Genomic DNA, 13818 nt, shown 5'->3' on the forward strand with positions numbered 1-13818 from the left:
GATAGAGTCGGGGCTGTGGCGGACGAGCGTGACGGGGTACTCCGGCTGGGCAGCCGGTCGTTCGGGGTGGGTGAGTTCGCCGTGATGGCGATCGTGAACCGGACCCCGGACTCGTTCTTCGACGGCGGCGCGACGTACGCGACCGAGGCGGCCCTCAGCGCGATCGACCAGGCGGTCGCCGACGGTGCGGATCTGGTCGACATCGGCGGCGTCAAGGCCGGGTACGGCGAGCCCGTCGACGAGGCGGAGGAACTGCGCCGGACGGTCGATTTCGTCGCCACGGTGCGGGAGCGGCACCCGGAACTCCTGATCAGCGTGGACACGTACCGTAGCGGCGTCGCCCGTCGGGTCGGCGCGGCCGGCGCGAACCTGATCAACGACACCTGGTCCGGTCACGATCCCGAGCTCGCTGGAGCGGCCGGCGAGGTCGGCGCGGGCCTGGTCTGCAGTCACGTCGGCGGTCTCAAACCGCGCACCGACCCGCACCGGATGGCGTACGACGACGTGGTCGCGGACGTGATCCGGACGACCACCGCGCTGGCGGAGCGGGCGATCGCGGCCGGCGTCCGCGCGGACGGCATCGTCATCGACCCGACGCACGACTTCGGGAAGAACACCCTGCACTCGCTCGAGGTGACCCGCCGGGCCGACGAACTCGCGGCGACCGGCTGGCCGGTGCTGATGGCGATGTCGAACAAGGACTTCCTCGGCGAGACGCTGGACCTGCCGTCCGGCCGCCGCGGTCCGGCGACGCTGGCCGCGGTGAGCGTCGCGGCGTGGCTCGGCGCCCGGGTGTTCCGGGTCCACGACGTCGCCGGTGTCCGGCAGGCGCTCGACCTGGTCGCCGTACTGCAGAACACCGCGACCCCCGCGTACACCCGAAGGAGTCTGGTGTGATCCACGACCGTGCCGCCGGGACCGAGCTCACCGAGGACGAGCTGATCGCCGCCTATACCGTGGCCGACCGCTCCGTTCTCCGGCTGCGGGCCAACTTCGTCACCAGCCTCGACGGCGCGGTAACCCTCGAAGGCCTGTCCGGTGGTCTGTCCAGCGAGGACGACCAGAACATGCTCGGCCGGCTCCGGATGCTCGCCGACGTCGTCCTGGTCGGCGCCGGCACGCTGCGCGCGGAGGGGTACGGCGGTCTGCGCCTCGGCGCGAAGCGGCGGGCCTGGCGTGCGGATCACGGATGGCCCGAGAACCCCACCCTCGCGGTCGTCAGTGCACGCCTCGAGCTGGCGGCCGACAGTCCGGTCTTCACCGAGGCGCCGACGCGGCCGATCGTCATAACGTGCGCGGCGTCTCCGGAAGATCAGCGCGACGCCCTTGCTGAGGTCGCGGACGTGCTGGTGTGCGGCGACGACGCCGTCGACCTGACCGCGGCCGTGGATGCGCTACGCGAGCGTGGCCTGACGCAGATCCTCTGTGAGGGCGGTCCGCACCTGCTGGGTTCGCTCACCGATGCCGACCTGGTCGACGAGCTGTGCCTGACCGTGTCGCCGCTGCTCGCCGGCCCGGGAGCGCGCCGGATCACCGACGGTCTGGCGGCCACCGAGGCACGGGCGTTGTCGTTGCTGCACGTCCTCTCCACGGAGGACGGGTTCCTGTTCCTGCGGCACGGTCGGGAGCCGCGCTAGTGCCAGTCGTCGCAGCGGCCGTCTGTCCGCACCCGCCGATCATCGTGCCCGAGCTCGCCTTCGGTGCCGCGCCGGAACTCGATCCACTGCGCGCCGCCTGCCTGACGGCGGTCGATGCCTTCGCGGACGTCTCCAGCCTGATCGTCGTCGGCTCGGCGCCCGCAGCGGCAACGTACGACGCCGACGCGGGCGGCTCGTTCGGCCCGTACGGTGCGCCGGAGGTGCGGATCGGGACCGGCGCGCCCGTCCTGCCGCTGTCGTTGACGGTCGGCGGTTGGCTGCTCGAACAGTCCAAAGCCGCCGGGGTGCCGCGGACGTACGTCGCAGTCGCCGCGGACGAGACGCCGACGCGGTGTCTGGAGATCGGCAGGGAGATCGCCGCAGGCGATCGGGTGGGTCTGCTGGTGATGGGCGACGGCTCGGCCCGGCGCAGCGACCACGCGCCGGTGCACCTGCATCCACGCGCCGAGATCTTCGACGCAACAGTCGCCAAGGCCTTGCAGGAAACGGATCTCGAGGTGCTCGCCGCGCTGGATCCCGATCTCGCGACCGTCCTCCAAGCGGCCGGCCGCGGACCCTGGCAGGTCCTGGCCGGCGCACTGCAAGCCACCGGCCTGACGGGCCAGCTGCTGTACGACGCAGCGCCGTACGGCGTGGGCTACTTCGCCGCGAGCTTCACTTAGATTCGAGCTGCTCCAGGCCCCATTTCGCCCAGTCGCGGAGGGCGGGGAGCATGTGGCGGCCGCGTTCGGCGGCGAGGCGGCCGAAGGCCAGCGGGTCGGCGCGCCACTCCGGGCCGGCCTCCTCGATCTGCGCTTCCAGGGCTTCCAGGCGGCGTTCGGTCTGGTCGATGGTCTGCTGCAAGAACGCGCGCGCCTCGTCCGGTTCGAGTGAGCCGACCAGGAACAGGCGGAGGGCGGCGCCGCTGCGGACCACCTCGTCGGTCGGTTCGAGCATCCAGCGTCGCAGTTCGTCGCGGCCGGCCGGCGTGATGCCGTACCGCTTCCGGTTCCGGGACTGCTCGTCGACGACCTCGATCAGTCCGGCGTCCAGCATCTTGCGGAGCTCCGGATAGATGTGGCTGTGCGAGGCGTGCCAGGCCCACTGGCTGATCTCCTCGAACGACTTGGTCAGCTCGTACCCGGTGGCCGGCGCCTGGTCGAGCAGACCGAGCAGGCCGTGACGCAACGACATGCCGCGACCGTACCATGACACATGTCATTGTTGACATGTACAAGTTGACATTAATGTGGTGACCTCACGATGAGCTGAGGGGAGCCGACCGATGGTGGATGTGCTGGTGGTGGGAGCCGGGCCGACCGGGCTGACGGTGGCGACGGAGCTGAGCCGGTGGGGACTCTCGGTGCGGATCGTCGACCGGTCGCCGGGCCCGCAGCCGGGATCGCGCGGGTTCGGGATCAAGCCGCGCACGCTGGAGATCTTCGAGAGCTTCGGCGTCGCGGATGAGTTCGTCGCCGCGACCGGGACCAACGGGCGGACCAAGGTGCATCTCGGCGGCGCCTTGCTCGCGGACTTCACGATCGAGCCCGATCCGCCGACGCCGGCCAGACCGTTCCCGAACTACGTGTCGCTGCCGCAGTGGCGCACCGAGCAGATCCTCCGCGACGGGCTCGAGCGCCGCGGCGTTTCGGTGGAGTTCGGTACGACGGTCACCGGGTTCGTCGACGAGGGCTCCTCGGTGGTGGTGACGTTCGAGGACGGTACGCAGGAGCGAGCGGCGTACCTCGTGGGGTGCGACGGGGGCCGAAGTTCGGTGCGGAAGGCGCTCGGGATCGCCTTCGACGGGCGGACCGAGGAGGATGCCCGGGCGTTGCTGGCCGACGTCGACGTGACCGGGTTGCCGGATCACGCCGTTCACATCTGGGGTGGGAATCAGCAGATGCTGGCGTTGCGGCCGTACCGCGAGGGGGAGTCGTGGCAGGCGATCGCGTCGATCGGCGCGGACGAGGAGCCGTCGCTGGAGTGGTTGCAGCGCGCGGTGGTGGAGCGCAGTGGGATCGACACGCTGCGGGTGAGTAACCCGCGCTGGCTGTCGGTGTGGCGGTACAGCCTGCGGATGGCGTCGCGGTACCGGGTCGGGCGAGTGTTTCTGGCGGGTGATGCGGCGCACGTGCACAGTCCGTTCGGGGCGTTCGGGCTGAACACCGGCGTACAGGACGCGTACAACCTCGCGTGGAAGTTGGCGCTGGTACTGCGGGGCGCGCCGGAGGCACTGCTCGACACCTACGAGGAGGAACGGCTGCCGGTCGGGCGGGCGATCCTCGAGGAGAGTGACCGCCGGTTCGCGTCGGCGACCACGCCGCCGCGGTTCCTGCGGCCGATCCTGCCGCACATCGTGAAGCGGTTCCTGGCCGGCATGAACAAGCGCGGCCGCAACGATCACCCGCGGTACCACGAGTCGCCGCTGACCGTTCCGGGTAAGCGGCGGCGTGGGCTGCGGCCCGGTGATACCGCGCCGGACGGGATCGGGCGGACGGCCGACGGGCGGGCGGTGCGGCTGTTCGACCTGTTCCGCGAGCGGCGGTTCACGCTGCTGGCGATCGGGGTTCCGGCAGTCGACGGCGCGGTCGCGATCGATGTCGAGGGCAACAGTTACCCGCGGTCGGGGTACGTGCTGATCCGGCCGGACGGGTACGTCGCTGCGATCACCGATGACGCTGCCGAGCTGACGAAGTACCTGCGGACGTGGACCGCGTCACTGATACTGGCCGGGTGACTGAGGAACGCACGGGGTATCGACGGTCGGCGAAGTCACCGCGCGGAGAGGCGCGGCGCAAGGATCTGCTGGACAAGGTCGCGGACGAGCTCGGGACGAACGGGCTCGTCGACTTCTCGCTCCGGCGCGCGGCGAAAGCGGCCGGTACGACGCACAAGGTGCTGCTGTACCACTTCGAGGGAACCGAGGACCTGCTCACGCAGGCGGTCCTGCAGTTGCGCGAGCGGCGCATCACGCGGGCGCTCGAGGCGGCGACGGGTGGGGCGGCGGAGCGAACGTTGGCGGATCGGGTGCGGTCGATGTGGCCGACGCTGATCGGAGCCGAGTCGTGGGTTCTCGACCAGGCGATCGGGCTCGCGATGTACGACGCCGGCCGGTACGCCGACCTCGCGCGGTCCGCGTCACGCCAGTACCTGCCGGCGCTGCTGTCGATCTGTCCGGCGAGCTGGCCGGAGGCGCGGAAGCGTGAGGTGGCGGAGTTGGTCCTCGCGACGTTGCGCGGATTCCTGATCGAGTGGCGCACGAGTGGCGACGCGGACGGGATCGAGGCCGGGTTCGAGGCGCTGGTGCGGGCGCTGGAGCGTGAGGAACAAGCGTAGACAGTTTGCGAACCACGTGGTTCACTTCAGGTATGCGTGAGAAGGTGAGCTTCCCGAGTGCGGGCGTCGCGTGCGCCGCCTGGCACTACCCGGGAACCAACGGTGGGTGCGTGGTGATGACCGGCGGCTTCGGAGTTACGAAGGAGCCGGGGACGGACCGGTTCGCGGAGCAGTTCGCCGCGGCGGGGTTCAGTGTGCTGGCGTTCGACCATCGGCACTTCGGCGAGAGTGAAGGTCAGCCCCGGCAGGTCGCCCGGGTGACGGATCAGCTCGCCGACTGGCGGGCGGCGATCGCCTACGCGAAGACACTTCCGGAGGTGGAGCGGGTCGCCATCTGGGCGTTCTCGCTGGCCGGCGGGTACGTCGTGCAGTTGGCCGCCGAGGATCTCGGTCTGGCGGCGGCGATCGCACAGTCCGCGAACGTCGACGGGCCGGTGGTCGCGCGCAACGCGTCCCGCTATCAGACGCCGTGGTCGGCGCTCAGGTTGTTCGGTCGCGCGTTGCTCGACACAGTCGGTGGGCTGTTCGGTCGTCCGCCGCGGTTGGTGGATCTCGCCGGGCCGCCCGGGACCGTCGCGCTGCTCAACACGCCGGACGCCCAGCTGAGCGACGCGACCCTCAACCCGGACAACCGGTACCCCGACTGGCAGCAGGCGATCGCCGCGCGGTCGGTCCTGCCGGCCGTGTTCTACCGCCCCACCAAGTACGCCGCCGACGCCCGCTGCCCGATCCTGTACGTCGTCTGCGCGGACGATCAGTCAGCGTTGGCAGCACCCACGCTGAAGGCAGCCGCCACCACGCCGAAGGCCACGGTCCTTCAGGTCCCCGGCAACCACTACGCCCCGTTCCTGGCGGCGCACGCCCAGGTCGTCGAGGCCGAGCTCAGCTTCCTCCAGAAACACCTGGCCGCCGCCCCGGCGCCAACACACCCCCCCTACCTGCCCCCCGGCCCATCACCCCAAGCTGGATTCCACCGCAACGGCCGGCCAGCGGTCGGCCGTTCCGGCGAGGTTTCCTCGGCCGGCTGCTCGGAGCTGTTCGATCAGCGCGGCGCGAGCCTGTTGGACCGCGGCGACTGCCGCGTCGGCGTTCTCGTGGGGACCGGACCAGTTGCACACCGCGTCCCCGGCGTACCAGTCGCCGGCCGCGGACCGTCGTACATGAGCCGTGGCCAGACGACCGGCGGGCAAGTGCGTGCCGGCGAGCTCGAGCACCGTTTCGACGGCCACGACCTCAGCCTCGAGGTCGAGGGAAGGGATCAACTCGACGGCGTCCGTCCGCACGAAGCGGTACCCCGCGGGAGCTCGCGTGGTGAGCCAGCTGAAGGCCTGCTCGGCAACCTCGCCGAGCTCGGCGGCCAGCTCGGCATCCAAGGTCTGCACACCGCACAGTCGCGGATCCGTCGGACGCAACGCGCCCTGGCAGCGCCGCATCAGCATCTCCTCGGGCAACGACTGCCGCCGCCCGACGATCCGCGACAACCCCACGATGTCGAAGTTCAGCTCGTCGGGCGTCCGCTTCCGCCCCGGCACGAACTCCTCGCCGGGGCGGGTCCCGCGCGTCGTCCACGGACCGACATGCCATCGAGTGAGCGCCGTCATACCGGCACCCTAGCTAAGCGCCCTTGACGGGTGCCGCGACGTCGAAGGTCTTGGCGAGGTCGGTCAGGATCGCCCACGCGCCCTGGAGCCCGACCGCGGTCATCCAGGTGAGGTCGGGGACCTCGTGGACCTTGGCGGCGAGCGGCTTCCACAGCGGGTTGGCCTTGAACTGGGCCGCCGTCTTCGCGCTCAGCCCCTTCTCGTCGGCGTACTGGGTGACGAAGATCGCGTCGCCGTCGGCGTCCTTGATGCGTTCCGGGCTGATCTCCAGCGCGAAGTCGTTCACGTCCTGGGGCTTCGGCCGCTTCAGGCCGGCGTCCTTCAGCACGATCCCGGAGAAGCTCGCGTTCTGGTAGAGCCGGGTCGGCCCGTCGACGAACCGGACCACCGAGATCGTCGGGTTGTTGGCCTTGGCGTTGATCGCGTCACCGACGGTCTTGGCCGACTTCTCGTACGACGTGATCTCCTTCTCCGCGAGGTCTTCCTCGCCGAGCGCCTTCGCCTCCATCCGGATGTTGTCCTTCCAGGTCGCCCCGGTGGTCTCGGACATGATCGTCGGCGCGATCGCGGACAGCTGGTCGTAGAGCTTCTCGTGCCGGACCTTCGCGGTCACGATCAGGTCCGGGTTCAGCTCGGCGATCTTCTCCAGGTTCGGTTCGGCCAGCGTGCCGACGGCCTGCGCCTCGGAGCCGTACCTGGTCGCGTCCTCGCCGAGGTACTCCGGCAGCTTCCCGTTGATGCTGCGGTAGTCGGTGTAGCCGACGACCGGGGTGTCCAGGATCAGCGTCGCGTCCACGAAGCTGGCGTCGAGCGCGACCACCCGCTTCGGTTTGGTCTTGATCTCGGTCTTGCCCATGGCGTGCTCGACGGTGCGCGGGAAGCCCGCGGTCGAGTCGGCGGCGGCCTTCGAGTCGCCGGAGTCCGACGATCCACAGGCGGTCAGCGCGAGCGCGGCGGCAGCGAGCAGGGCGGTGATGCGGGGCAAGCGCACAGGTGTCTCCAGGCACAGGTTAAGGTGACTCAGGTCCTCACGAAGTAAGGCAAACCTAACCATATGTCCTCCGCCGCCCCGTCGGCACCGCGCACTGCGAGTCGTGCGGTACGACGTACCTCCTGGCTGCTCGCCCTCGTCGTCGTTGCCGTGCTGGCGTTCGCGGCCAGCCTCGCGTTCGGTTCGCGCTGGCTCGGCCCGGGCGCCTTGTGGCACGCGCTGACCGCGAACACCGGGTCCGACCCGGACGTGATCATCCGCAACCTGCGCTTCCCGCGGACGGTCGTTGCCCTGCTCATCGGTCTGTGTCTCGGGATCGCCGGCACGTTGATGCAGGGGCACACCCGGAACGCGCTGGCCGAGCCCGGCATCTTCGGGGTGAGCTCCGGTGCTGCGTTCGCCGTCGTCCTCGGGCTGCAGCTCGGGCTGGTCGAGTCGGTTGCGTCGACGGTCTGGGTCGCGCTGGTCGGCGCGTTGATCGCGACGTTCGCCGTACAGCAGTTGGCCTCGCGGGGGAGTGGGGCGTCGCCGGTCGGGCTGGCGTTGACCGGCGCCGCGGTGGCTGCGTTGCTGGGTGCGTTGACGTCGTCGATCGTGCTGCTGGACGCGGATACGTTGGACAGCTATCGCTTCTGGGCGGTCGGTTCGGTGGCGGGCCGTGGGTTCGACGTGGCCGGGCAGGTGCTGCCGTTCGCGCTGGTCGGGCTGTTGCTGGCCGCGGTCAACGCGCGGGATCTCGACATGCTTGCCCTCGGCGACGACGTGGCGGCCGGACTCGGTCTGTCGGTCCGCCGCGCGCGACTGGTCGGCCTCGGGGCGATCGGCCTGCTCACCGCGGCCGGTGTCGCCGCGTGCGGTCCGATCGGGTTTCTAGGGCTGCTGTCCGGTCACGTCGCGCGGCGCATCTTCGGGGCCCGCAACACTTGGCTGATCCCGGCCGCCGGCGTTATCGGCGCCACCAGCTTGGTGCTCGCGGACCTCGTCGGCCGACTGGTCGGTGGCGCTGGCGAGGTCCAGGCCGGTGTGGTCCTCGGGATCGTCGGTGCTCCTCTGTTCGTGCTCGTCGTACGTCGCCGGGCGGTGGCCCTGTGAGATCGCGGACCGTTGTCCTCAGCATCGTCTTCGCCGCCCTCGCGCTCGTCGTCGCCATCGTCTCCCTGAGCGTCGGTACGACGAAACTCCCGATCGCGGACGTGGTCGAAGTACTGCTCGGTGGTGGCCGTCGCGGTACCCGGCTGGTCGTCCTCGAGCTGCGCCTGCCGCGGGTTGCCACCGGTCTGCTGGTCGGCATCGCGTTCGCAGTGTCTGGTGCGCTGTTGCAGACACTGTCGCGCAATCCGCTCGCCAGTCCGGACATCGTCGGCGTGAACTCGGGTGCGTCCGCGGGTGCCGTCGCGGTGATCGTGCTCGCGGGCAGCGGCGGCGGCAACATCTCCGGAGTCGCGGCGAAGGTCGGGATCCCGCTGGCCGCGGTGCTCGGCGGGCTGATCGCGACGCTGATCGTCGGGGTGCTGTCGATCCAGCGTGGTGTGGTCGACGCGGGCAAGGTGGTGCTGATCGGCGTCGGGATCGCGGCCGCCGCCAACTCGCTGGTCGCCTGGCTGCTGGTGGTCGGCGACGTGAACGACGCGGGCCGGGCGGCTGCCTGGCTGGCCGGTTCGCTGAACGCCCGGGCCTGGAGCGATGCGGTCCCGGTGCTGATAGCGGTCGTGCTGTTGTTGCCGGTCGCAATGATGTTCAACCGGGACCTTTCCGCGCTGGTGCTCGGCGACGACGTGGCGTCGTCCCTTGGCGTCCCCGTCGCTCGGATCCGGCTGGCGCTGCTGGTGATCGCGACTGTGCTGGCTGCCCTGGCGACCGCAGGCGCCGGTCCGATCGCGTTCGTCGCGTTGGTGGCCCCACAGATCGCACAGCGGTTGACGCGGATGGAGCGGCCGCCCTTGCTGACCACTGCGATGCTCGGCGCGCTGTTCGTCGTACTGGCTGACCTTCTGGCTCGGAACGGGTTGCAGTGGGCGCAGGTCGGTCCGTACGAGTTCCCTGTTGGTGTCGTCACGGCCGCGTGCGGAGCGCCGTACCTGCTTCACCTCATCGGTCGTCAGCAGAAGGGACGCTAGTGCACATCGAGAACCTGACCCTCGCGTACGACGCCGATGTACCTGTCGTCGAAGGGCTGACGCTGGAGGTGCCGTCCGGTCAGCTGACGGCGATCGTCGGTCCTAACGGGTCCGGCAAGTCCACGCTGCTCCGGGGGATGAGCAGACTGCTGACGCCACGGAGTGGGCAGGTGCTGTTGGACGGCAAGGACATCCACCAGCTGCCGGCACGTGAGCTGGCCCGGAAGCTCGGTGTGCTGCCGCAAGGACCGGTAACACCGGAAGGGATCACTGCGGCGGAGCTGGTGTCGCGGGGACGCCATCCGCATCGCGGTCTGTTCGGGCGGCTGACGTCTGACGACGACGCGGCGATCGAGGAGGCGCTGAAGGCCGTTGAGCTGACAGAGCTTCGTGAGCGACCTGTCGACCAGCTGTCCGGTGGTCAGCGCCAGCGGGTGTGGATCGCGATGGTGCTGGCCCAGGGGACTCAGCACCTGCTGCTCGACGAGCCGACGACGTACCTGGACCTGGCGCACGCGGTGGATGTGATGAACGTGGTCCACGCGGCCGCGGTCACCGGGCGGACTGTGGTGGCAGTGCTGCACGACCTGACGCTGGCGGCGCAGTACGCCGATCACCTGGTGGTCATGGGGGACGGGAAGATCGCAGCAGCGGGCCGTCCGGTCGACGTACTGACGGCTGATCTGCTGGCCGACGTCTTCGGGTTGAAGGCGACCGTCGTGGAAGTCGGCGGGGCGCCGGTCGTCGTACCTGACCGTAGGCTGACTGGGTGACGTACACCGTGAGCCGTCTGGCGGACGTGCTGGCCGACTCGGTCAGCTGGATGTCCGTGCGTACGGCGCCTGCGGTGCCCGGACCGGACTGGGTGTCCTGCGCGGACCTGCTCGCGGAACAGCAGGCGGGCGGCGATCCGACTCTCGGGTGGCGCACTGCCGCGGCAGCGGATTACGCGCGGGACTACGACATTGCGGCGCCTGTCCACGTCGCGGCGATGTTCACGCTCATGTGGTACGTCCAGGTCCCCGCATTGGTCGCGGCTGTCACCACTGCGGCCACTGGGATGTCGCCCGACGTTTCCCCGTCCGCGTTGGCGTTCAAGCGGCACCCGACGGCGCACTACCCGACCGACGTCGCGTTGCTGTCCGATGCGGTCGTGCCGCTGGACACAGCGGCTCAACAGCTGAAGGCCCACACCACCGCGTTCCTGGACAGCTACCAGCCCGGTGTGAAGCTCGGGTCGTTGCAGCGCTTCGGTGCCGTCGACGACGAAGTGCGAGCGGCGATCCGATTGCCCGAGGAAGCGCCGTACGCGGAACAGGCTGCGGCCGCGTTCGGTGTCTCTCTGGAGCAGAAGCTCCGGACGTCGTGCTGCTACTTCTACGTGCTGCCGAAGGTGACGGCCTGCACCACCTGCCCGCGTTTCCGCTGATTGGTCTATCCGGGCTGCGCCGAAAGGATTGCCGGGTCCTGTCGAGCCGCGAAGGCTGGTCGGCATGCGCTGGACACGAGTAGTGGTGGCGAGTGGACTGATGGTGACGACGGCCGGACTGGCGCCTGTGGCGCGAGCAGCCGGCGCGACACCGGGCATGTGGACCGAGACGTCGTACAGCTCGGTCTTCAAGGACAGCGGGCGGTCGGCGGACGCCCGTGACGAGATCCGGCTCGATACCGCCAAGAACGACTACGAGGCGGCGCAGATCGTGCTCCGCGGGCCGGCTGCGTTCACCGTGAAGACGGTCGACTTCAGCCCGCTGACCGGGCCGGGCGACGCGATCCCGGTGAGCGAGCTGAGCTACAACCCGGTCGGGTACGAGTACCTGAACCACAACTCGGTGTTCGGCGGGAACCAGGCGGTGTACCCGACCACGCGGACCGCGCCGGGCGACTTCCCGGACCGGTTGCTGAACCAGCCGAGTATCGACGTACCGGCGAATCAGACGCAGTCGCTGTGGGTTCGGGTGCACGTCCCGGCGACGGCGAAGGGCGGCGTCTACCGCGGCCGCGCCACGGTCCGTACGACGAACGGGAACCTGAACGTCCCGATCACCGTGAACGCACGCAACGTGGTGATCCCGCCGGCGAACCAGAGTCAGTTCACGAACGTGATGTGGACCAACTTCCTCGGCCTGACGTCGTACGACCCGGGCGACGGCGACACCGTGAAGCTGTTCTACGGGCACGACCGGTACTCACCGCGCTGGTGGCAGCTGATCGACAACTGGGCCGACACCATGAAGAAGTACCGGCAGAACAACCTGCAGCTGCCGTTGCTGAACCTGCTCACCGACGGCGGCAGCAAGGTCGATGCGGACGGCAACTATACGTTCAGCTTCAGCCGCTTCGACGAGGTCGTGCAGCGGTTCGTCGACAAGGGCGTGGTGAACCGTCTCGAGGGTTTCACCGGCGCCGGTCCGCAGAACAAGGACCACAACAGCCAGTACCCGCGGTACCTGGTCGAGGTGACACCGAAGGAGACAGGCAAGCAGGTGCCGGACTACGTCTGGTGGGACACGCCTGAGGCGGAGAACTGGTACAAGCAGTTCTATCCGGCGCTGCGGCAGCACCTGGCCGACAAGGGCTGGCTGAGCATGTTCTGGATGCATGTCGGCGACGAGCCGGGGGCCGGTGGTGACCCGGGCTGGTTCGGTGTCGCGAACAAGCTGCGGCAGTACTGGCCGGACGTCAAGATCGGTGACGCGGTGGTGAACGACCTGGCCGCGCGCGTGGCGCAGTCCGAGGACATCGTGATCCCGAACCTGTTCACCTACACCTTGAACCCGGCGCCGTTCGACGCCGAGCGGGCCAAGGGCAAGCCGCTGTGGTTCTACAACTGCAACATCCCGGTCGGCAATCACCTGAACAGGTTCATCGACCAGCCGGAGTGGAGTCAGCGGCAGACGATGTGGCTCGCGTACGGGCGCGGCGCCACCGGGTATCTGCACTGGGCGTACGGCAACTGGCAGTACAAGATGGACAACCAGGACGTGAAGGGCGACGGCTACATCGTCAGACCGGACGCTGCGCACAACACCGTCGAGGCATCACCGCGGTACGAATCGCTGCGGGACGGCATGGAGGACTGGGAGGTCCTCAACCACCTCGGCAAGACCAATCCGGGTCTCGCACACGACCTGGCGACCAGTCTGGTGCAGCGAAGCGACAAGTACTCGCCGGACGTGAACTACATGCAGCGGATCCGTGCGATCGCACTGGACGCAGCTGCTGGGCTGCCCGTGGCCCCGAACAACCTGGTGCGCACCGCTTCGGCGTCCAGTGGCGACGCTGCGAAGGCAGTGGACCACAACAGCTCCACCGCGTGGCAGCCGGCGAGCGGTACAGGTACCAACTGGGTGCAGGTCGATCTGGGTCGGCAGGCGCAGGTGGACGGCGTACGGCTGCGCTGGGGGAGCACCTACGCGAACAAGTACCGCGTCCTGATCTCGTACGACGGCGCCAAGTGGGCCGAGGCGGGTCAGGGGACCGGTGACGGTGCGGACGACTTCGTCGGGTTGAACGCGAAGGCGAGGTACATCCGGGTCGAGGCCACCAGCTCCGGTGGCGGCGCGACGCCGTACCAGCTCCGCGACTTCGAGGTGGCGGGGAGTCATCTGGTGCAGCCGAACATCGCGGGCGGGAAGGCATACGAGCGGACCGAGCCGTCCGCGCGGTTCCCGGACGCCGCGAAGACCGAGGCGACCGACGGTGTGCTCGGCGACGACTGGGGTGACGGGAAGAGCTTCGGGTACGAACTGCTGAACGTCGGCGACAGCGTGCAGCCGGTGGTCACCGTCGACCTCGGCCGGGCCAAGCCGGTCGCCAAGGTCCGCGTGCACGCCTACGAGGAGTATCCGGACTACCGGCCAGATCAAGTCACGGTCTCGACCAGTACGGACGGAACGAACTTCACCCAGCGGGCGCAACAGAGTTCCGTGAACGGTTCGTCGAACATCTGGTACGACGTCGGTTTCGCGCCGGTGTCCGCGCGGTGGGTGCGCGTGACGTTCGACAAGTTGCGCACGAACGACCGCAACACCGGGATGTTCCTGGACGAGATCGAGGCGTACGGGCACCAGTAGTTCGCTCACAGCGGAACCAACCGTAGATGTCCTGATCCGGCCGGAATCTGTCGGTGGCGC

Annotated in this window: 13 protein-coding genes; 11 read left to right on the top strand and 2 right to left on the bottom strand. The window is 69.3% G+C overall.

Going from position 1 to position 13818, the window contains the following annotated elements; translation table 11 throughout:
- Positions 1–15 precede the first annotated feature (15 nt).
- From folP to ACWGID_RS24100, 3 genes are read left to right on the top strand one after another with little or no spacing between them, the layout of a single operon-like run.
- Positions 16–897, top strand: coding sequence for a dihydropteroate synthase (folP, locus tag ACWGID_RS24090; protein ID WP_452200028.1), 882 nt, complete (start codon positions 16–18; stop codon positions 895–897).
- The gene (locus ACWGID_RS24095) at positions 894–1637 is read left to right on the top strand and encodes a pyrimidine reductase family protein (protein ID WP_452200030.1); all 744 of its coding nucleotides are present in this window, start codon (positions 894–896) and stop codon (positions 1635–1637) included. Before folP ends, ACWGID_RS24095 begins: the two co-directional genes overlap by 4 nt.
- Entirely contained in the window at positions 1637–2320 is a 684-nt protein-coding gene (locus ACWGID_RS24100) for a class III extradiol dioxygenase subunit B-like domain-containing protein (protein WP_452200031.1), read from the top strand. Before ACWGID_RS24095 ends, ACWGID_RS24100 begins: the two co-directional genes overlap by 1 nt.
- Here the strand turns inward: ACWGID_RS24100 and ACWGID_RS24105 are convergent.
- Entirely contained in the window at positions 2313–2831 is a 519-nt protein-coding gene (locus ACWGID_RS24105; RefSeq protein ID WP_452200033.1) for a PadR family transcriptional regulator, read from the bottom strand. The two genes, ACWGID_RS24100 and ACWGID_RS24105, sit on opposite strands and share 8 nt — an antisense overlap.
- A 91-nt stretch (positions 2832–2922) precedes the next feature.
- Between ACWGID_RS24105 and ACWGID_RS24110 the strand changes: the two genes are divergently transcribed.
- The 3 genes from ACWGID_RS24110 to ACWGID_RS24120 are packed head-to-tail and all read left to right on the top strand — an operon-like array spanning position 2923 to position 6601.
- Positions 2923–4374: an FAD-dependent monooxygenase gene (locus tag ACWGID_RS24110; protein WP_452200035.1), complete on the top strand. Its 1452-nt coding sequence runs from the start codon at positions 2923–2925 to the stop codon at positions 4372–4374.
- Positions 4371–4973 (top strand): hypothetical protein, encoded by a 603-nt coding sequence (locus ACWGID_RS24115; protein WP_452200037.1) that lies wholly within the window; start codon positions 4371–4373, stop codon positions 4971–4973. The genes ACWGID_RS24110 and ACWGID_RS24115 overlap by 4 nt, the downstream gene beginning before the upstream one ends.
- Positions 4974–5005: 32 nt before the next feature.
- Positions 5006–6601 carry an alpha/beta hydrolase gene (locus ACWGID_RS24120; RefSeq protein ID WP_452200039.1) on the top strand — a complete coding sequence of 532 codons (1596 nt, stop codon included), beginning with the start codon at positions 5006–5008 and terminating at the stop codon, positions 6599–6601.
- Here the strand turns inward: ACWGID_RS24120 and ACWGID_RS24125 are convergent.
- Entirely contained in the window at positions 6588–7565 is a 978-nt protein-coding gene (locus ACWGID_RS24125) for an ABC transporter substrate-binding protein (protein WP_452200041.1), read from the bottom strand. The two genes, ACWGID_RS24120 and ACWGID_RS24125, sit on opposite strands and share 14 nt — an antisense overlap.
- A 63-nt stretch (positions 7566–7628) precedes the next feature.
- On the opposite strand from ACWGID_RS24125, the gene ACWGID_RS24130 reads away from it, so the two are divergent.
- The 5 genes from ACWGID_RS24130 (at position 7629) to ACWGID_RS24150 (ending at position 13758) form a co-directional block, all read left to right on the top strand.
- Positions 7629–8657: a FecCD family ABC transporter permease gene (locus tag ACWGID_RS24130; RefSeq protein WP_452200043.1), complete on the top strand. Its 1029-nt coding sequence runs from the start codon at positions 7629–7631 to the stop codon at positions 8655–8657.
- On the top strand, positions 8654–9682 hold the full coding sequence (locus tag ACWGID_RS24135; protein WP_452200045.1) for a FecCD family ABC transporter permease: 1029 nt from the start codon (positions 8654–8656) through the stop codon (positions 9680–9682). Before ACWGID_RS24130 ends, ACWGID_RS24135 begins: the two co-directional genes overlap by 4 nt.
- A complete protein-coding gene (locus tag ACWGID_RS24140) occupies positions 9682–10455 on the top strand; it encodes an ABC transporter ATP-binding protein (RefSeq protein WP_452200047.1) in 774 nt (257 codons plus the stop codon). The genes ACWGID_RS24135 and ACWGID_RS24140 overlap by 1 nt, the downstream gene beginning before the upstream one ends.
- Positions 10452–11111, top strand: coding sequence for a (2Fe-2S)-binding protein (locus tag ACWGID_RS24145; protein WP_452200049.1), 660 nt, complete (start codon positions 10452–10454; stop codon positions 11109–11111). The genes ACWGID_RS24140 and ACWGID_RS24145 overlap by 4 nt, the downstream gene beginning before the upstream one ends.
- Before the next feature lie 64 nt (positions 11112–11175).
- Positions 11176–13758 carry a glycoside hydrolase domain-containing protein gene (locus ACWGID_RS24150; protein ID WP_452200050.1) on the top strand — a complete coding sequence of 861 codons (2583 nt, stop codon included), beginning with the start codon at positions 11176–11178 and terminating at the stop codon, positions 13756–13758.
- Positions 13759–13818 lie beyond the last annotated feature (60 nt).

The sequence above is a fragment of the Kribbella sp. NPDC054772 genome (assembly GCF_053611945.1).

What these genes read in the sequence shown, in the direction of transcription:
- ACWGID_RS24105 (WP_452200033.1), bottom strand. Translation starts at nt 2,831, where the DNA reads ATGTCGTTGCGTCACGGCCTGCTCGGTCTGCTCGACCAGGCGCCGGCC.
- ACWGID_RS24120 (WP_452200039.1), top strand. Translation starts at nt 5,006, where the DNA reads ATGCGTGAGAAGGTGAGCTTCCCGAGTGCGGGCGTCGCGTGCGCCGCC.
- ACWGID_RS24110 (WP_452200035.1), top strand. Translation starts at nt 2,923, where the DNA reads ATGGTGGATGTGCTGGTGGTGGGAGCCGGGCCGACCGGGCTGACGGTG.
- ACWGID_RS24150 (WP_452200050.1), top strand. Translation starts at nt 11,176, where the DNA reads ATGCGCTGGACACGAGTAGTGGTGGCGAGTGGACTGATGGTGACGACG.
- ACWGID_RS24130 (WP_452200043.1), top strand. Translation starts at nt 7,629, where the DNA reads ATGTCCTCCGCCGCCCCGTCGGCACCGCGCACTGCGAGTCGTGCGGTA.